Annotated in this window: 18 protein-coding genes and 2 pseudogenes; 12 read left to right on the top strand and 8 right to left on the bottom strand. The window is 36.8% G+C overall.

Annotated elements, in window-relative coordinates:
- Positions 1-184: 184 nt before the first annotated feature.
- The 6 genes from pspA (at position 185) to tyrR (ending at position 6014) form a co-directional block, all read left to right on the top strand.
- On the top strand, positions 185-850 hold the full coding sequence (gene pspA / locus WH390_RS06710; protein WP_032114951.1) for a phage shock protein PspA: 666 nt from the start codon (positions 185-187) through the stop codon (positions 848-850).
- A gap of 40 nt (positions 851-890) precedes the next feature.
- Positions 891-1118 carry an envelope stress response membrane protein PspB gene (gene pspB, locus WH390_RS06705; protein ID WP_032114952.1) on the top strand — a complete coding sequence of 76 codons (228 nt, stop codon included), beginning with the start codon at positions 891-893 and terminating at the stop codon, positions 1116-1118.
- Positions 1118-1477 carry an envelope stress response membrane protein PspC gene (gene pspC, locus WH390_RS06700; RefSeq protein WP_032114953.1) on the top strand — a complete coding sequence of 120 codons (360 nt, stop codon included), beginning with the start codon at positions 1118-1120 and terminating at the stop codon, positions 1475-1477. Before pspB ends, pspC begins: the two co-directional genes overlap by 1 nt.
- A 308-nt stretch (positions 1478-1785) precedes the next feature.
- Positions 1786-3183: a YcjX family protein gene (locus tag WH390_RS06695; RefSeq protein ID WP_032114955.1), complete on the top strand. Its 1398-nt coding sequence runs from the start codon at positions 1786-1788 to the stop codon at positions 3181-3183.
- Positions 3180-4241 carry a YcjF family protein gene (locus tag WH390_RS06690; protein ID WP_032114956.1) on the top strand — a complete coding sequence of 354 codons (1062 nt, stop codon included), beginning with the start codon at positions 3180-3182 and terminating at the stop codon, positions 4239-4241. The genes WH390_RS06695 and WH390_RS06690 overlap by 4 nt, the downstream gene beginning before the upstream one ends.
- A gap of 210 nt (positions 4242-4451) precedes the next feature.
- Complete coding sequence (gene tyrR / locus WH390_RS06685) at positions 4452-6014, top strand: transcriptional regulator TyrR (RefSeq protein WP_032114957.1); 1563 nt, start codon at positions 4452-4454, stop codon at positions 6012-6014.
- A gap of 104 nt (positions 6015-6118) precedes the next feature.
- Here tyrR and tpx read toward each other — a convergent pair whose 3' ends face one another.
- A complete protein-coding gene (gene tpx / locus WH390_RS06680; RefSeq protein ID WP_032114958.1) occupies positions 6119-6622 on the bottom strand; it encodes a thiol peroxidase in 504 nt (167 codons plus the stop codon).
- Positions 6623-6783: 161 nt separating this feature from the next.
- On the opposite strand from tpx, the gene WH390_RS06675 reads away from it, so the two are divergent.
- The gene (locus WH390_RS06675) at positions 6784-8406 is read left to right on the top strand and encodes a peptide ABC transporter substrate-binding protein (protein ID WP_032114959.1); all 1623 of its coding nucleotides are present in this window, start codon (positions 6784-6786) and stop codon (positions 8404-8406) included.
- Positions 8407-8495: 89 nt separating this feature from the next.
- Here WH390_RS06675 and WH390_RS06670 read toward each other — a convergent pair whose 3' ends face one another.
- Positions 8496-9050 carry an Ail/Lom family outer membrane beta-barrel protein gene (locus WH390_RS06670; protein ID WP_187290939.1) on the bottom strand — a complete coding sequence of 185 codons (555 nt, stop codon included), beginning with the start codon at positions 9048-9050 and terminating at the stop codon, positions 8496-8498.
- 320 nt (positions 9051-9370) lie between these two features.
- Here WH390_RS06670 and zntB point away from each other — a divergent pair, with 320 nt between their 5' ends.
- Entirely contained in the window at positions 9371-10351 is a 981-nt protein-coding gene (zntB, locus tag WH390_RS06665; protein WP_032114961.1) for a zinc transporter ZntB, read from the top strand.
- A 225-nt stretch (positions 10352-10576) separates the two neighbouring features.
- Here the strand turns inward: zntB and ttcA are convergent, their stop codons facing one another.
- Positions 10577-11485 carry a tRNA 2-thiocytidine(32) synthetase TtcA gene (ttcA, locus tag WH390_RS06660; RefSeq protein WP_148305540.1) on the bottom strand — a complete coding sequence of 303 codons (909 nt, stop codon included), beginning with the start codon at positions 11483-11485 and terminating at the stop codon, positions 10577-10579.
- A 201-nt stretch (positions 11486-11686) separates the two neighbouring features.
- Between ttcA and WH390_RS06655 the strand changes: the two genes are divergently transcribed.
- On the top strand, positions 11687-12019 hold the full coding sequence (locus WH390_RS06655) for a multidrug efflux SMR transporter (RefSeq protein WP_032114963.1): 333 nt from the start codon (positions 11687-11689) through the stop codon (positions 12017-12019).
- 148 nt (positions 12020-12167) lie between these two features.
- Here the strand turns inward: WH390_RS06655 and dsbB are convergent.
- Together dsbB and nhaB are read right to left on the bottom strand one after the other, a co-directional pair.
- Positions 12168-12710, bottom strand: a pseudogene (gene dsbB / locus WH390_RS06650) (disulfide bond formation protein DsbB).
- Positions 12711-12925: 215 nt separating this feature from the next.
- Positions 12926-14470 (bottom strand): sodium/proton antiporter NhaB, encoded by a 1545-nt coding sequence (nhaB, locus tag WH390_RS06645; protein WP_032114964.1) that lies wholly within the window; start codon positions 14468-14470, stop codon positions 12926-12928.
- A 225-nt stretch (positions 14471-14695) separates the two neighbouring features.
- Between nhaB and fadR the strand changes: the two genes are divergently transcribed.
- A complete protein-coding gene (gene fadR / locus WH390_RS06640; RefSeq protein WP_032114965.1) occupies positions 14696-15418 on the top strand; it encodes a fatty acid metabolism transcriptional regulator FadR in 723 nt (240 codons plus the stop codon).
- A gap of 142 nt (positions 15419-15560) precedes the next feature.
- Here fadR and WH390_RS06635 read toward each other — a convergent pair.
- Positions 15561-16457 (bottom strand): annotated as a pseudogene (locus WH390_RS06635) (D-hexose-6-phosphate mutarotase).
- Positions 16458-16578: 121 nt separating this feature from the next.
- Entirely contained in the window at positions 16579-17574 is a 996-nt protein-coding gene (gene gapA / locus WH390_RS06630) for a glyceraldehyde-3-phosphate dehydrogenase (RefSeq protein ID WP_032114966.1), read from the bottom strand.
- 352 nt (positions 17575-17926) lie between these two features.
- On the opposite strand from gapA, the gene msrB reads away from it, so the two are divergent.
- The gene (gene msrB / locus WH390_RS06625) at positions 17927-18340 is read left to right on the top strand and encodes a peptide-methionine (R)-S-oxide reductase MsrB (RefSeq protein WP_032114967.1); all 414 of its coding nucleotides are present in this window, start codon (positions 17927-17929) and stop codon (positions 18338-18340) included.
- A gap of 40 nt (positions 18341-18380) precedes the next feature.
- A complete protein-coding gene (locus WH390_RS06620; protein ID WP_032114968.1) occupies positions 18381-18638 on the top strand; it encodes a YeaC family protein in 258 nt (85 codons plus the stop codon).
- Between the two features lie 38 nt (positions 18639-18676).
- On the opposite strand, the gene pncA is transcribed toward WH390_RS06620, so the two are convergent.
- Positions 18677-19339, bottom strand: coding sequence for a bifunctional nicotinamidase/pyrazinamidase (gene pncA / locus WH390_RS06615; RefSeq protein WP_032114969.1), 663 nt, complete (start codon positions 19337-19339; stop codon positions 18677-18679).
- Positions 19340-19343 lie beyond the last annotated feature (4 nt).

Below are 19343 nucleotides of genomic sequence, written 5' to 3'. Positions count from 1 at the left end.
TTGGTCATTTTAATTATCTGTAAATTATAACGAAAATTGGAATAAAAGATAACAAAATAAAAATTTAATTATTTCATATGGTTATATTTTTTTGTAAAATTGGCATGAATATTGTTTATCAATGATTAAGGTTAAAAAATTTAATAACAAATCAATCATTCAATATTAATTAAGGAATTTATCGATGGGCATTTTCACACGTTTCGCAGATATCATTAATGCAAATGTTGCTTCTTTACTTGATAAGGCAGAAGATCCACAAAAAATGATCCGTTTAATGATCCAAGAAATGGAAGATATGCTAGTTGAGTCTCGTTCAATCTCGGCACGTACTTTAGCTGAGCAGAAAGGATTAGAGCGCCGTATTGCTAGCGGTGAAAAACAAGTTATACAATGGCAAGAAAAAGCAGAACTGGCGCTAGTTAAAGATAAAGAGGATTTAGCTCGCGCGGCATTAATTGAAAAGCAAAAAGTGGCTACCATTATTGATACACTAAAAAGTGAGTTAATTATGGTAAATGAAACATTAGTACGTATGAAAGACGAGATTGCTGAATTAGAGCAAAAACTGACTGAAACACGGGCAAAGCAGCAAACTATGGTATTAAGGCATCAAGCCGCGCAATCCAGTCGTGATGTGCGTCGTCAATTAGATAGTGGTAAATTGGACGAAGCATTAGCCCGGTTTGAACAGTTTGAGCAGCGGATCGATCATATGGAAAGTGAAGCGCAAAGTTATCATTTAGGTAAACAAAAATCCTTAGACCAACAGTTTACTGAATTAAAAGCTGATGATGAAATCAGTGAGCAATTGGCTGCGTTGAAAGCTAAACTGAACAAACAAGAGTAATCTATTGGTAGCCAAAATTAATGATTAATAAGGAAATGTGATGGGCTCTATATTTATTGGGTTAGTTTTATTGATCTTTGTTATCTTTATTCTGCCTATTTGGTTATGGTGCCACTATGGTAAAAAAGGAAATAGCCATAGTCAATTAACGCAGAATGAGATCCAGCGACTAACGCAGTTAGCCGAGCGAGCACAACGCATGCAGCAACGTATTAAAGCGCTGGAAGATATTCTGGATGCAGAGCATCCAAATTGGAGGCAAATATAATGGCAAAAATGGGCGCGCGAAAACTTTATCGACGTACTGATCAACGTATGATTGGGGGCGTTTGTGCCGGGTTGGCGCATTACTTTGATTTACCGGTTAATTTAGTACGGGCACTGGCGGTTGTTGCATTATTCTTAGGATTTTTTGCCATTACCATCGTTATTTATCTGTTGATGTGGTTTTTTATCGAACCGGCACCGGCAGGTTATCAGGATGAAACTGATATTAGTGTTAAAGTGACTAAGTTAATGAATGAAATCGATCAGCAATTGAAAGCGGGTGAAAAAAAACTGCGCCAAATGGAACGCTATATCACTTCTGATAGTTTCAGTATTGATAGTCGCATCAATAAATTGTAACTAACTATCAAATTAAGGTAGAGTGAATAATGCTCTACCGTAAAATCATTTTTCTTATCAATTAAATAATTATCCTATGTATTAACAGAATAATATGCTGATTAGCCGACTGAAAATTAAGATTTTAAGCGAAAAAATGGCAAAAATAGCAATAATTATGGTTATTCATTACGCGCCAACAGGAATAATTGGACTAATGTTAAAATATACTAGCCGCAAACCTTTGCGATGGTTTATGTTAATAGTTATACAGCTATTGCAACGTCCAGGCATTGCTAAACTTGTGCGTAAGTTGTTATGGGAGAAATATGAAAAGATTGCGAAGTGAGCTTAGTGAACTGGTCAATCGAAGCGTAGATCGTCATGTCCGTTTAGCGGTTACCGGGCTTAGCCGTAGTGGTAAAACGGCATTTATTACCTCGCTGGTTAATCAATTACTACATGTGCACAGTGGGGCGCGTTTGCCACTGTTTTCCGCCGCAAGAGATGGCCGTCTATTAGGTGCAAAACGGATCCCGCAGAAACATTTTAATATTCCTCGTTTTGCTTATGACGAAAATATAGCAGCACTGTACCATTCTCCTCCTCAATGGCCGACTCCTACCCGTGGGATCAGTGAAATATGTTTGCAACTACGTTATCGATCGCAACAGAGTTTGCTACGCCACGTCAAAGAGACTTCTAATTTATATATTGAAATTATTGACTATCCAGGCGAATGGTTGCTGGATCTGCCTATGTTGACTCAGGACTATTTTAGTTGGTCGCGGCAAATGCAACAGCTATTAAAAGGCCGTGATAAGGAGGGGGCACAGCAATGGTTGCAACTTTGTCAACAGTGCGACCCCTTTGCAGCAGCTGATGAAAAATTATTAGCTAATATTGCTCAGGCTTACACCGATTACTTGGTTTTTTGTAAACAACAGGGGCAATATTTTATTCAGCCAGGGCGATTTGTATTACCTGGTGATCTTGCAGGGGCACCGGTATTGCAGTTTTTTCCTTGGCCCAATATTGATACAACAGATGAACTGAAATTAAAGCAAGCGGACAAACAGTCTAATATTGGTATGTTGCAACAGCGTTATCACTATTATTGTCAAAAAATTATTAAGCGTTTTTATAAAGATTACTTTCAACATTTTGATCGGCAAATTGTTTTAGTTGACTGTTTAGCTGCATTGAATAACGGTCCGGCAGCATTTAATGATATGCAGGCCGCATTAACCCAAATTATGCGTAGCTTTCATTATGGTAAACGGACACTATTGCGCCGCATGTTCTCACCACATATTGATAAATTACTTTTCGCGGCAAGTAAGGTTGATCATATAACCCATGATCAACATGCCAATTTAGTTTCATTGCTCCAGCAATTAGTTCGTGCGGCCTGGCAAAATGCCGCTTTTGAAGGGATCAGCATGGATTGTCTGGCACTAGCTGCAATTCAGGCGACAGAAAATGGCATGATTGAATATCAAGGAGAACGGGTACCTGCCTTAAAGGGACATAGATTAACAGATGGTCGATTAATGACTTTTTTTCCAGGTGAGGTACCACGGCATTTGCCTAATGCTGATTTTTGGTTAAAGCAGGGATTTGATTTTGAATCTTTTCGGCCTCGCGAAACAGCGACTGATCAACCTGTTGCTCATATTCGATTGGATAGTGCTTTAGAATTTTTACTCGGAGATAAATTGAAATGAGTAAACCGCTAAAATCCCGCATCGATTTTGATGAGTCTTTGCCGGCAAACAAAAAAACAAAGTTAAAAAAAACCAAAGTGTTTGATCAATTAGCGCCTGAACAATTTTCGGTTAGCAGCCACGAAGCAGAAAATGACGAACGAGAAGGTGAAATTGAGGCATTGGTCAATGCTGCACTCAAACCGCGCTATAGTTTTTGGCGTAAACTGGTGGTTATTGCTTTAAGTTTAATCGTAGTGAGTATTTTTGCTCAAACCGGCCAATGGATCTACCAAGCGTGGATAAAGCAAAATTGGGTTTCTTTAGCTATTGTCGCGGCTGGTGGCTTAATTATTATTGCTGCTATTGGCGCCATAATAACTGAATGGCGGCGGCTTTATTATTTAAAAGAACGTAGTCAAGAACGGATCCAGGCTAGAGAATTTTTGCAAAGTCATGGTATGCATGGCGGGCGTGAATTTTGCCAAAAGCTAGGCAAACAATCGGCGATAGGCTTAGATCATCCGGCGATGAAACGTTGGCAGGCAACAATCCATGATAGTCATAATGATAAAGAAATCGTGACACTTTATAGCCAAATAGTGCAACCTATTTTGGATGAGCAGGCTAGCAAAGAGATTAATCGTTCATCAGCTGAATCGGCGTTAATGATTGCCGTTAGTCCTTTAGCTATTGTCGACATGGCATTTATTGCCTGGCGCAATATTCGATTGATTAATCGGATTGCAGCTATTTATGGCATTGAGCTAGGGTATTATAGCCGTATCCGATTATTTAAAATGGTATTACTTAATATTGCTTTTGCTGGAGCAAGTGAGTTGGTGCGTGAAATTGGCATGGATTGGTTATCGCAAGATATTATGGCCCGGCTCTCTACACGAGCGGCTCAAGGGATCGGCGCCGGTTTACTCACAGCTAGATTAGGTATTAAAACGATGGAGTTATGCCGTCCTTTACCGTGGATGGATGATAAACCTAAATTGGCTGATTTTCGTCGTCAATTATTCAGCCAGTTAAAAAATATTATGCCAAAAAGCGTTGAGCATAAAAAGATTTAACTAATTCACCATCAAGCTTAATTGGGTAATTTTTTAATTAAGATCTCTGTTGACTAAATGGTAAGCAGCAATATTAGATTAATGCTTATCCGTTTATCATTTCTGGTGCTAGTGTTTATGTTATAAAACGTTTTCTATGGTAGCTTAATAAATAAAAATACATACTTAATTAATTAAATAGTAAATTATATAGACATAAGGTTCTCAGTGATGCGATTAGAAGTGATTTGCCAAGATCGAATGGGACTAACACGTGAATTACTTGATTTACTTGTTTTACAAAACATTGACCTTGAAGGGATTGAAATTTCACCAAATCGTAATATTTATCTCAGATTTGCTCAAATTGACACTACGATGTTTCAACTGTTAATGACTGAAATTCGGCGTATTCGTGGTGTTAAAGATGTTAAGACGGTCTCTTTTATGCCTTCTGAGCATGAAAAAAAATTATTATTAACTCTATTAAATACATTTCTTGATCCTATTTTTTCGGTTAATGCTAAAGCTTACATCGAATTAGCCAATTCAGCGATGTTAAAATTGTTCGCTATTGATAATAATCAGTTAAAAGAAAAAAAATTTAATCAGCTAATAAATCACCCGCGTTTGGCAAAATTACTAGAGCAAAATAATTTACAATCTTATTCTGAACAAGTGGTGATTAAAGGTAATAAATATTTGCTGCAGGTTACGCCAATTAACAATCATAAAGCAACGGGTTCGATTGAAAATGCAGGCGCCATTATTCTACTAAAAGTATTACCCGCAGAGCAGCTGTATCAAGCAGATAAAATAGCAGCAGCAGATAGTTTTGCTCACATCATTGCAGTCAGTCCCAAAATGAGCCAGCTGGTTGAGGATCTAAAAAAAATAGCTTTACTTGATGAACCGCTTCTATTGATTGGGGAAACCGGAACGGGTAAAGATATTTTAGCTAAAGCTTGTCACTTGCAGAGCATCAGAGGCGATAAACCTTTCTTAGGGCTTAATTGTGCATCGATGCCAGAGGATGTAGTTGAAAACGAGCTGTTTGGTTATGCTGCAGGGGCTTATCCAAATGCCATTGAGGCTAAAAAAGGATTTTTTGAGCAAGCGAATGGAGGTACTGTTTTACTTGATGAAATTGGTGAAATGTCACCACAAATGCAGATCAAACTATTACGTTTCTTAAATGATGGTACCTTTCGTCGGGTAGGTGAAGAGCAAGAAGTTAAAGTTGATGTCAGAGTGATCTGCGCGACACAAAAAAACTTGCTGGAATTAGTTGAAAAAGGGCAATTCAGGCAAGATTTATACTACCGCCTGCATGTATTAACGGTGAACTTACCCCCGCTGCGTGAACGACAAGCTGATATAATACCGCTTACGGTAGAATTTGTTAGGCAATTTTCACAAGAACAAGGTATTGAAAAACCGAAACTTTCGTCTAAGTTAGGGCATTACCTTGCCGGTTATCACTGGCCTGGTAACGTGCGGCAGCTACGTAATGTTCTCTATCAGGCCTTAATTCAATTGGCAGGACGAGAATTAACCCCACAAGATATTCATTTGCCAGATCTAAAAGATATTTCATTGTTTAGCGCCGATCAATTAAATGGTACCTTAGATGAATTAACAAAACATTTTGAAGCTTCAATATTGGCGCGACTTTATCAAGATTATCCAAGTACACGTAAATTAGCTAAACGGCTTAACGTATCGCATACAGCAATTGCAAATAAGTTGCGGGAGTATGGATTAAGTCATAAAAAAGAGAGTGAGGGTGAGTGATAGTGTAATTTGGATAAGATAGCGATAAGTTTTATCGCTATCGAATTAAAACTAGACAAATAGTTTAATTAAAAAACAGATATTTTTAGTAAGTATTAATATCACTATTTTAAGGCATTAAGAGCGGCATCATAGTCGGGTTCATGGGTGATTTCATCAACTAATTGACTATAAATGACTTTATCGTTTTCATCGATGATAACCACAGCACGCGCCGCTAGTCCTTTTAATGGCCCAGAGGTCATTTCTACGCCGTAGTCTTTACTGAAGGTAGGTGCGCGAAAAAACGATAATGTAACTACATTCTCAAGGGCCTCGGCGCCACAAAACCGGCTCTGTGCAAAAGGAAGATCGGCAGAAATACACAATACAACACTGTTTTCTAGTTGGCTGGCTATTTGGTTAAACTTGCGAACAGAGCTAGCGCAAACACCGGTATCAATACTGGGAAATATATTAAGAATTTTTCGTTTGCCTTGATAATCTGACAAGGATTTTTCTGCAAGATCGCTCGCTACAAGGGTAAATTGTTTAGCTTTATCACCAGGTTGCAAGAAAGTACCATTGATAGCAACACCTTCCCCTTTGAAATTTGTACTAGTTGACATCTTATCCTTTCCTTCTTAATAACATTTAGTTCAACAATTCTAAATGAAAATAATTAAGTTTCCTATCTAAATTGTTACAACAACTTGTGTTATATCTAATTGTTTTAACCAAATTATTTTCTATAATTATAATAACATCGGGATATAATATGGAAATCTATATGCTTCGCTATAGAACAGCATTAGCAATATTCTTTTTAAATTGTATCGTCAACACTAAACCAGCCGTGGCTGCGTTGGTGGTTAGAGGGGACTTATTAGCTGAAAAACAAGAGATAGTTAGACAGATTAATGCGGATCCAACTTCTCTTGATCCTATCAGCAATGTTGGTTTAGCAGAATCGCATGTAATACGTGATTTATTTGAAGGATTAACTAATCAAAATGAAGCCGGTAGTCCGATTCCTGGTGTGGCAAATCGTTGGACAACCGCCGGTAATCGGATTTGGTTTTTTTATTTAAGACCGAATGCCAAGTGGTCAAATGGTGACCCTGTCACGGCTAAAGATTTTGTTTATAGCTGGCGTCGCTTGGTTGATCCAGTAAATAATTCACCATTTGCTTACTTTGCCACCCTGGCAGGTATCAAGAATGCGCAAAAAATTATTAATAATGAACTACCAATTGAAAAGTTAGGTGTTGAAGCTATTGATAATCATACTTTAAAGGTCACTTTGGAGCAGCCGGCACCCTATTTTCTAAATTTGACTAACCATTTTAGTTTCTTTCCGGTTAATCAGAAAATAATCGCCAGATATGGCCAAAATTGGGTCGCACCAACAAACTTAGTTGGCAATGGTGCTTTTATGTTATCTGAGCGTATTGCTGGCGAAAAAATTGTTTTGCAACCTAACCGACATTATTGGGATCATAAAAATACAATTTTAACTAAAGTAACTTTTGTACCGATTAAACAGGCAGCTCGCGCATGGCAAAGTTATTTTGCAGGTGATGTTGTCGAAACAGAATTTTTGCCTGAGCATTTAGATAGCAAATTATTGCAGCAAATACCTGATGAGTTTTATTTGGCCGAGCAATTGGCAACTTATTACTATGTTTTTAATACGCAAAAGCCACCAACTAATGATAGCCGAGTTAGAAGAGCATTATCAGTATCAATTAATAGAGAAGTTATCACGAATAAAATATTAGCTGATGGCGAGAAAGCCGCTTATCGTTTTATACCCGATATCATTGCTGATTTTACCTCGGAAAGAGGTTTTTATGATGGCTATGGCCAAAAAGAGTTAGATGAGCAAGCTAGAGTTCTATTGCATTTAGCGGGATTTAGTAGCCATAATCCGTTAAAGCTTTCTCTGGTGTACAATAATTCAGAAAATAATAAAAAGGTGGCTACTGCTATCGCCTCTATGTGGAAAAGAAAATTAGGTGCTGAGATAACTTTGATTAATCAGCAATGGAAAACTTACACTGAAAGTCGTAATGCAGGTCATTTTAATGTGCTGGGTGCTGCTAGAGTTGCTGAATATAATGAGCCATCGAGTTTTTTAAATGTCATGACATCTTCCAACGCTGGTAATTGGGCCAAATTCAAAAATAATGACTATGACGAAATGGTTGCATCAGCCATGATGGAAAAAAATAGTAAAAATCGTAATCGATTTTATAATCGAGCAGAAAAAATGTTGTTAACTCAATCGCCTATTGCACCAATTTACTATTACAGTCGCGGCTATTTAATTAAATCTTGGTTAAAGGGCTATCCAGTCAACAATCCAGAAAGTGTAAGTTATAGTCATACCCTTTATGTTATTAAACATTAATTCAATGATAAATTAGCCTCCATAATGCAGGGCAGTGATGAAATTATGCCCTGAATATCATCTAGTGTGCAAAATTGTAGATTAAACAACTAGAATCGATAACCTAAACCAATATTAAATCCATTCACTGTGGGATTTGACAGATAGTCATCCTTATTTGCTCCTTCATAGCCTAAATAGAGGCTTAGCATGTTGACTGGGTTGATTTTTATGCCGACTCCCCAACTAAGGCCTGTGTTATGCTTCATTGAATTCAGCGTTATATTATCGAATTTTTCTCGATGTTTTAGGGTAAAACGAGCAAATCCGATAGTGCTATATAAAGTTAAGTAATCATTGAAACGATAACTGGGGCCGGTTTGTAAGCTGAGGTAATCGATATTCACTTTATGTTTAACTGGTTGATAGGAATAATTGTAACTACGCCAATATTGATTGCCTTTATTCCAGCTTATCGACATTAATACTCCCCAATGGTTATCTATTTGGTAGTCATAATTAATATTTAGACCAGTAAGCGAACTACCATGATAATAGAGATTAGAGTAGCCTAGACTGAATGTTTGCGATTGAGGTGAAGCTGAAAATCCTTTTGCTGAAAAAAATAAATTAGTTATTAATGTAAAAATAACGGTTTTTTTCATAACTGTCCCTAGTTTATGTTTTGTATGATAAATTATTTTAATCATTTTTCACTTGTGATCAACTTTTTATTAATTTGTTTTTTAATTTTAATTCATTGAATTAAAATGCATTATTAATTATTTTAAATTTATTTTATTTTTAATTTTATTATTTTTTATAATGAATAATGGTATATAAAACCGCTTAGTAACATGAAAAATAAAATATCAAACGCAATTAATCCTATAACAATCGAGTAAGAAAGCTTTAATTAAGCAGAAATACGACTATTTTTAAAAGGAAAAGAACAAAAATTGACCGTAATAGGGGGATATTTGTTGTGGCTATTTATGGCTCAATAATTCAGGGCTCTGAACCTGTGCATGCTTACCAATTAGATGGTGAAGGTGGATTTACTGCTATCGATGTTAATGCGGAAGCGACACCACAAATGCCATTTTGGCTTCACTATGATTATAGAAATAAAGCCAGTTATCAATGGATAAAGCATTCTGTATTATTCAATTCAACCATCAAAGATGGACTAACAGGAAATATTAATCGGTTGCGTATAATAAGAACTGGTGAAGGTACATTGGTTAATTTACAAACGATTAATAAAAATATTGGTGACCGGCCTGAACAGCTAGTTGCCTTTCGTATTTATATTAATAATCAGATAATTATTTCTAGTCGACATCGCAAAGTTAAATCTCTTGAGCCTGTTATTGACGATCTTAATCATCATGTTGGCGCAAAAACGAGCGGAGAATGGTTAGTCGAAGTTGCTGATTCGATTAACGATGAAGTGAGTGATTTTACCGATATTTTGCATGATCGTTTAATTAAAATGGAAGAAAAGATCTTAACTGAAGAGATCCCTGAACGAGGAAAATTAGCGTTATTAAGAAGACAGATTATTATTGTGCGCCGCTATATGTCTACTCAACGGGATGTTTTTGCTCGTTTAGCGACAGAAAAATTTTTATGGATGAGCGATGATGATCGCCACCGCATGCAGGAAAATGCCGAAAGGCTTGGACGCTGTATTGATGAATTAGATGGTTTTGTTGCTCGTACCGCTGTAATTACCGATGAAATTAATGCGTTGATATCAGAGGCAACAAATAAACGGATTTATACTATGTCAATGTTAGCGATTGTCTTTCTTCCATCAACCTTTTTAACCGGATTATTTGGGGTTAACCTCAATGGTATACCTGGTAGTGAATTTAAATTTGCATTTAGTGTTTTTTGTTTATTATTAAGCTGCTTAATTAGTTTTGTTATCTGGTGGCTAAAAAGAGGGAAGTGGCTATAAAATAAAACATTTTCCAATATGAAATTTCCAGTTATTTAGTTTAGTAAAAAATAAATTGAGCTATATCAAGAAGTTTTAACCTTAACTAGGGCAGAATTGATTTTGCAGGTGAATGCAACGTTAAGCGATGAACGTTGTGCTCCATAATTGTAGTTTTTCTCATATTGAGTTCTTATACAGAATAATTGACCACTATCAGCCGATGTTTAATACATCGGCTTTTTTTTATTTTATTTCAACTATATTAACCCGATCTGAGGGAGAATTATTTTGGTGGGCGTTGATGATGGGAAACGTTTCTTTATCAAATGCTAAATCGCCACCATTAATAATGTTGCTGGTATGATTAATTTGTTTGAAATTGAATAGGTTGCTATCGCATAAATGCGAAGGAACAATATTTTGCATCGCTTGAAACATAGTCTCAATTCGTCCTGGGTACTGTTTATCCCATTCTCTTAGCATATTGCCGATAACTTGCCGTTGTAAATTGGGTTGAGAACCACAAAGATTGCAAGGAATAATTGGAAATGCTTTAATTTTTGCGTAGTTGGTAATATCTTTTTCCCGGCAATAAGCTAAGGGACGGATAACGATATGTTTACCATCGTCACTCATTAGCTTAGTGGGCATCCCTTTGAGTTTGCCACCATAAAACATATTGAGAAATACAGTTTGTAAAATATCATCGCGGTGGTGGCCTAACGCAATTTTAGTGGCTCCCAGTTCACTGGCAGTCCGGTATAAAATACCGCGACGCAGACGAGAGCATAGTGAGCAGGTAGTTTTTCCTACCGGAATTTTCTCCTTCACAATACCATAGGTATTTTCTTCAACTATTTGGTATTCAATACCGAGTTTGTTGAGATAGGATGGCAAAATGTCGGCAGGAAAACCTGGTTGTTTTTGGTCAAGGTTGACGGCAAATAAAGTAAAATTTACTGGTGCACTTTTTTGTAAATTTTGTAATATTGATAATAGGGTGTAACTATCTTTGCCGCCAGAAAGGCAAACCATAATGCGATCATTTTCTTCAATCATATTGAAATCAGCGATCGCCTGGCCAACGTTACGGCGTAACTTTTTTTGTAGTTTATTAAAGTTATATTGTTCTTTTTGTTGATTCATATTTATTACTAATGTATTAAAGGTAATCGATTTTATTATCAAAAGAATGATTTTTAAATCCACAGCGATAAGAAAATGCGACCAGTTTAGGCTAGTTTAAAGCAAAAGAAAACTTTTGCTGGTTATTTTAGTTTTACCCCACATACTGGCAATCAACGCTTCGATTATCTTACCATTGTGATGATTAGTTTATATTTAGGAGTATAAATGAACGGATTGGCATATCTATTAATATCGATTGTGGCTGAAGTGATTGCAACCACATCATTAAAGGCTTCCGATGGTTTTACCCGTTTGTTGCCATCGATTATTGTTGTTATTGGTTATAGCATTTCATTTTTTGGTTTATCACAAGTAGTCAAAATGATGCCATTAGGCATTGCTTATGCTATTTGGTCTGGTTTAGGGATCGTGCTGGTGTCTGTGGCAGCGTTGTTTCTTTATCAGCAAAAATTAGATTGGCCCGCCATTTTGGGTATTTTGTTGATTATTTCTGGAGTTTTAGTTATTAATCTGGTTTCTAAAAGTAGTATTCATTAATAGTCATTAAAGGAGCATTAGTTAATGATCTTTTAACCCTAATACTTATTTAGCTATTTGACTATTTTCAGCTGAAAACCTGCACTATTTTCATCAAATTGCCATAGCGAAAGCTGGACTAATAACTATTAGTCCAGCTCAAGTTGTCTTAATGACTATTTTTTTTAAACCATAAAAATTGGCTTAACAAGACAATTATTGCCACCAAGAAATAAGCAATAAAAATAATTAATAACCATACGGGCATTTCAATATTCAAAAATGACCATTGTTTTTGGCTACAGTCACCGTAGGCTTCAAAAACAGTCGGTAACCAGCGGTTAAGTGGCAGCCATGAAGGAAAGTTAACGACAAAATCACATGAATCAAAAGGAGAGGGATAGAGTTGTAGTCGGGTATGTTCGAAGGTTAATTTCAATCCTTCCCAGCTACTATATAACCATAAAATTAGTGCTACTAAGCGAAAAGCACTTTTTGGTGCCATGGCAGCAATTAAACCTGCCGCTAAGATAGCAAATATCGCTATCCGTTCGTAAATGCATAATACGCAGGGTCTAAGTCCCATACCGTGTTGAAAATAAAGGGCAATAATTTCTAACATACAGGCGCTAGTAGCTAGTAGCTAGTAGCTAGTAGCTAGTAGCAACCAAGCTTTTCTGGTTTGAGAGTATGAGTAAAAAAATTTAAACATGTTCATTCTATTCCATTATCTCGATAAGTTAGTTAGGCAAGCATATGATCTTATTTTGTTTACGACAAAAAAAACAGCTAATTTAAATTAGCTAATAAGATAGGATAATGAATTAAATTGTTAAAATGAATTTTCTATTTAGCCGATACTTTTTGCTTGAAATGACAGGGGAATGCTATTATTTTCAAATAAATAATAGCATTATTAATAAAAAGTTATTTGGCTATATTTATCAAGCCTAATGAAGCGAACCACGCTGTTACCGGGATCAACCATAATTCTACGGCTAGTAAACCTACTAGCGTCATAACAATAGTATAAGGTAAAGCCATGATAACCATTCGACCATATGAAAGGCGGATAAGTGGTGAAAGCGCTGAAGTTAATAAAAACAGAAAAGCGGCTTGACCGTTTGGCGTTGCGACTGAAGGTAAATTAGTCCCCGTATTAATGGCAACTGCCAGATATTCATATTGTTGACGTGATATTAATCCCGCTTTTAACGCACTCATCGCTTCATTTATATAGACTGTGCCAACAAAAACATTATCTGAAATGGCAGAAAGTAACCCATTGAATAAATAAAATAAAACAAGTTGCGATGATTCTGAAGACTGTAATACAAATTGAATAAATGGCGTAAAAAGGTGTTGATCGATAATGACTGCCACAATTGAGAAAAATACTGTTAATAAGGCGGTAAAGGGTAAAGCTTCTTCAAATGCTTTGCCAATGGTGTGCTCATCAGTTATGCCGCAAAATGAGGTTATTAAGATTATTACAGATAAACCAATTAAGCCGACTTCTGCAAGATGGAAAGCTAAAGCAATAATTAACCAAACGCCTACTAATGCTTGCGTTATTAGTTGCAATTTTTCTCGTCGATCTCGTTTTCTGCTGGCTTTTTTATCGTGGATTTGCAGAATATGGCGGACACTTTCAGGTAATTCAGCGCCGTAACCAAATAATTTAAAACGTTCGACGCAATAGCAAATAATTAAGCCACAAATAAATACCGGCAACGTCACCGGGATCATATGTAAGAAAAAATTACTAAAGTTCCAGCCAACATATTTAGCAATAATTAAATTTTGTGGCTCACCAACCATTGTCATTACGCCACCTAATGCAGTGCCAATGCCGGCGTGCATCATTAGACTACGTAAAAAAGCCCGAAATTGTTCAAGGATCTGGCCCTTTTCGGTCATGTCAGCGTTATTCTCCGGCGCAAGAAGCTCTTTCTGGCTGGATACATAGCTATGATAAATAGAATAAAAACCAACGGCTACACTTATCACAACGGCAATAACTGTTAGTGCGTCTAAAAAGGCCGAAAGGAAAGCGCTTGCTAAACAGAAAGCCAGTGAGAGTACACGTTTAGAATGAATTGACAGTAATAATTTTGTGAAAGCAAATAATAGCAATTGTTTCATGAAGTAAATACCTGCAACCATAAAAATCAATAGCAGTATTACTTCAATGTTATTGGCAATTTCATGACTTACTTGTTGTGGTGAAGTCATCCCAATTATTACCGCTTCAATAGCAAGTAATCCGCCAGGCTGTAGTGGATAGCATTTTAGCGCCATGGCAAGGGTAAAAATAAATTCAGCAATCAATAACCAACCGGCAATAAAAGGGTTAACCAAAAAAAAGCACAGCGGGTTGATTATCAAGAAGAAAATAATGGTCAATTTGTACCATTCAGGGGAATTACCAAGGAAATTTTTTAACATAATTTGTCTGATATTTATATTCATTATTACTTGCTTTCCTTCACTAGTATATAAGTAAAATTGGCTAACGTAGCATACTACGTTTTTTATACCAGAAATTAAAAGAACGATTTCCTAATTAACGACAAATTGCATTAAGTCTTTATGGTCAGATTAGTATTTCTTAATAACTCGGCTACCTCAAACTTTTTCATTCTGATATTATCTCGTTTTATTAATGGCAAAAATTTGTTTTAGGTAGATAAAAATATGATTATTAGAGCGCAAAGTCCGGCTAATTTTGCAGAAGAGTATATTGTTGAAAGTATTTGGAATAACCATTTTCCGCCGGGTTCAATTTTACCCGCTGAACGTGAGCTATCGGAGTTAATTGGGGTAACGAGAACAACATTACGAGAAGTTTTACAGCGGCTTGCCAGAGACGGTTGGCTAACTATTCAGCATGGAAAACCAACTAAAGTAAACAATTTTTGGGAAACCTCAGGACTAAATATTTTAGAAACCCTGGCGCGGTTAGATCACAGTGGAGCACCTAAACTGATTGAAGATTTGTTATCGGTTAGAACCAATATTTCAGCTATTTTTATTCGAACTGCCTTTCGTAAAAGTAAATCAAAATCACTAGAGATATTATCAATAAGAGAGAATATAAAAGATTGTTCTGAAGCATTTAGTACCGTTGATTATAATATTTTTCGGGGACTCGCATTTGTCTCTGGTAATCCTATCTATGGCTTGATCCTAAATGGTTTGAAAGGATTATATACCCGTGTTGGCCGTTACTATTTTTCTGATCCTAAGGCGCGTCAGCTTGCTTGCCGTTTCTACCATGATTTAGCCAAAATATGTGAACAAGAAAACAATGATCTGGTGCTAGATCGGGTTCGTAGTTATGGCAAAGATAGTGGCAATATTTGGCGTGAGATGAAAGATAAAGACAATATGATAAATAATTTGTCTGAATTACGTTAAACTCGTTGCTAGTTAATGCGCTATCAGCCTATTTTTATTCCCTCATCAAAAGTGAGGGCGTTAATTGAGATAGCGGCTATTAGTGTAAAATACTAATAAATTTTAACAATCTTGCTTATTATTTCTGCATAAAATCGCAAAGCTATAACATTACGTCTTGCATCTTGATGCTACGCACACCTAAGGTTAATGACATGCGGGCAGGTTTTTCACCTGCTGGTTGCATTGGTTGGCTAATATGGGCTGTTTCTAAACATAGCATTTTTTTGTAACCATCGCTGGTCATATCTTTTATGGTACTGGATAGTTCAGCGCCCGGATTCCAACATACTATGTCGCTATGATGGTAATGGTGTATTTCTAAAATACGTTGCCAATTTTTATCATACACCAAATTACAATCATCGGATTCAGTATAAATACGATCAGTTCGTGTGGTTATATAAGTTTTTGTCTCTTCTGTGTAAACATCCCGATCAGCTACTTTATCAATATAATGTTTGCCTAGACCTTCAATATATATCTTATTTATGTCACTTACTTGTAAATAGGTATGTAATGCACCGGTGGCAGGCTCAGTACCATAATATTCAAATTCAATTTCACAGGTCGCTGCTAGTTTTAAGCGCATTATTAAGGTAAATTCATGTGGCCATATCTTTTTTGTCATTTCATTATCCGAAAGTGTTAGAGTAAGGATCACACTATCTGTAAGCTCACTATGCGCTGTCAATTGCCATTCCTGTAAACGAGCAAAACCATGACTGGGTTGAGCGACCAGGCCAAACCATGGCCAGCAGATAGGAATTCCGCCGCGAATAGCGGTATTTTTTCGAAATAGACTATTTTTACTCAGCCATAAACAGGCTTTTTCTCCCTCGGGCTGCCAGCTAAGTAGCTGTGCTCCCAGCAGACTGACTGCGGCACTCACTTTAGGATGAGAAACAATAATGACTGGAATTTAATCAAGCTGTCGAAGTGTAATATAGGATGAAATTGTTTCTTTTACAGGTAAGCTAAACAGTGTCGTATCATTCATCATTTCGTCCTTTTTATATTTTTATGATTAGAAATTAGCTAGTTTAAAAATATCGTTGGATTATATGCCAGAATGAAAAAAGCCGCCATTAATGGCGGCTTGAAGCGAATAATTACGCTATTTATTTAGCAATATGAGCAATTAAATCTAAAACTTTATTTGAATAACCGGTTTCATTATCGTACCAGGCTACTAATTTTACAAAACTGTCGTTTAAGGCAATACCCGCTTTAGCATCAAAAATTGATGTTAGTTTGTCGCCATTAAAGTCTGTGGAAACAACATCATCTTCGGTGTAACCAAGAATGCCTTTTAATTCACCATTTGCTGCCTGTTGGATCGCCTGGCAAATTTCTTTATAAGTGGCAGGTTTATTCAAACGAACGGTTAAGTCAACAACTGAGACATTTGGGGTTGGAACACGGAAAGCCATACCGGTTAATTTGCCGTTCAATTCAGGAATAACTTTACCAACAGCTTTAGCGGCGCCGGTTGATGAAGGAATGATGTTTTGTGAAGCACCACGTCCACCACGCCAATCTTTAGCTGAAGGTCCGTCAACGGTTTTTTGCGTGGCAGTCGTTGCATGGACGGTGGTCATCAGACCTTCAATGATACCAAACTTATCATTGATAACTTTCGCTAATGGGGCTAGGCAGTTTGTGGTACAAGAGGCATTAGAAACAATATCTTGACCACTATAGGTGCTATGATTAACGCCCATCACAAACATCGGGGTATCATCTTTAGAAGGGCCAGTTAAAACGACTTTTTTAGCGCCCGCCGCAATATGTTTGCGTGCTGTTTCATCAGTTAAGAAAATACCTGTTGCTTCCGCAACCACATCGACACCAACTTCATTCCATTTCAAGTTAGCAGGATCTTTCTCTGCCGTGCAGCGAATAGTTTTACCATTAACCACCAGATGGCCATCTTTAACTTCGACAGTACCGTTGAAGCGGCCGTGAGTTGAGTCATATTTCAGCATATAGGCCATATAATTGGCATCTAATAAATCATTGATTGCTACGATTTCGATATCTTTACGCTCTTGGGCAGCACGAAAAACAATACGGCCAATACGACCGAAACCATTAATACCTACTTTGATAGTCATAGTATTTCCACCAGCTATATTTTATTTAATTTAAAAGAATTCAATATTGTTTCTATCGTTACCAAAACCTTGCCATCCGTCAAGCGGAATCGTGTCAATTACCAGAAAAATTGACATATAAAGCACCTTTTGTATGTTTGCCAACAAGCTTAAGGTCAATGCTTTGATTCACTATTATCGTTCTGGATAAAGAGATTTAAAGTGAATATTGCTAATATATGTGAATTATATCACAAATCAGACTAGAAAGACCCAGTTTACCGGGTTAAAAATAATTGAGATGGTTTAGTGTTAACTTTTGCTCATCATATGAATATAATTACTTTTACTAGAAAATAAGGAAAGCTTTCTTATGACTGAAAAAGAACATAAATGCATTAAGTCAAATAAACTTAATAAAATACAACATCATGTTACGCAAGAAGCCGGAACCGAGCCACCTTTTTCAGGTAAATTACTACATAATCAACGAGAAGGTATTTATTACTGTCTCTGTTGCCATGAGCCGCTTTTTCTATCACAAACAAAATTTGATACTGGCTGCGGCTGGCCAAGTTTTTATCAACCAATTAATGATCAAGCCGTCAGTTATATTGATGATTTTTCCCACGGTATGCAGCGGATAGAAGTGCGTTGCCGTCACTGTAACGCACATTTAGGCCATGTTTTTGCCGATGGCCCACAACCGACTGGGCAACGTTATTGTATTAATTCTGTTGCATTAAGTTTTACTGATCAACAATCTGGCGAAGTAACTGAGGGTTAAGTAAAGTTTACACGACGATAAAAAAGAGAAGGGAAGAAATATGGAGCTTAATGATCTGGTTAATTTAATGACAGTCGACATTTATCAACGATTGCTGACTGCCGTTGAGTTGGGCAAGTGGCCTGATGGTGTTGTGTTAACGCCCGAGCAAAAAGAAAATAGTCTGCAAGCTATTATGCTTTGGCAGGCTAGACATAACCATGATGCTCAGCATATGACGGTGGGCACCGATGGGAATATCATTTTGAAAACAAAAGATGAGCTAAAGCGATTGTTTGATAGTGAACAGCAGCAATAAGCAAAATTTATTCAATGTTAATAATAGATTGCAGCTCCTTAGCTAAGTGCATTAGTTACAATCATAGATTGCGTCAGCAAATCAGAAGATGTTATTAATTTAGCACCAGCTAATACCATTTCTTGTAATGCGTTATGACTATCTTCTGGATGAAGATTAACGCCCCTACAACCATCTTGAATAACCGTTACTTGATAACCTAGTTGCACTGCATCAAGGACGGTGAATTTTACACAGTAATCTGTTGCTAACCCCATAATGTATAGATGTTTGATTTTATTTTCTGTTAGCCAACGATCTAACTGAGTTGCATGTTGATGATCATTATCAAAAAAAGCACTATAACTATCGATTGTGGCATTGATCCCTTTTTGAAAAGTTGCTTGAATGGCTGACTGATTAAGTGCTGGATGGAATTGTGCTCCTTTCTGATGTTGCACACAGTGAACTGGCCACCAAATTTGGCGTAGGCCATTAAGATTTCCCTCGGTGCCTACCTGAGTTCCTGAGTTGACAGCAAAACTTAAGTGATCAGCAGGATGCCAGTCCTGGCTGGCAATAACAACGATATTTTGTTGCTGGCAGTAGGTGATAACATTATTAGCTGTACCAATAACACTTTCACTATCTAATACTTCTAGGGCGCCCGCTCTACAAAAGTCATTTTGCAGATCGACCAGCAATAATGCAATATTAGTCATTATG

This window comes from Candidatus Arsenophonus nilaparvatae, from assembly GCF_045346035.1.
GTDB lineage: Bacteria > Pseudomonadota > Gammaproteobacteria > Enterobacterales > Enterobacteriaceae > Arsenophonus > Arsenophonus nilaparvatae.
The sequence above is the reverse complement of the archived record's forward strand: the minus strand, read 5'-3'. Positions and strand labels throughout refer to the sequence as shown.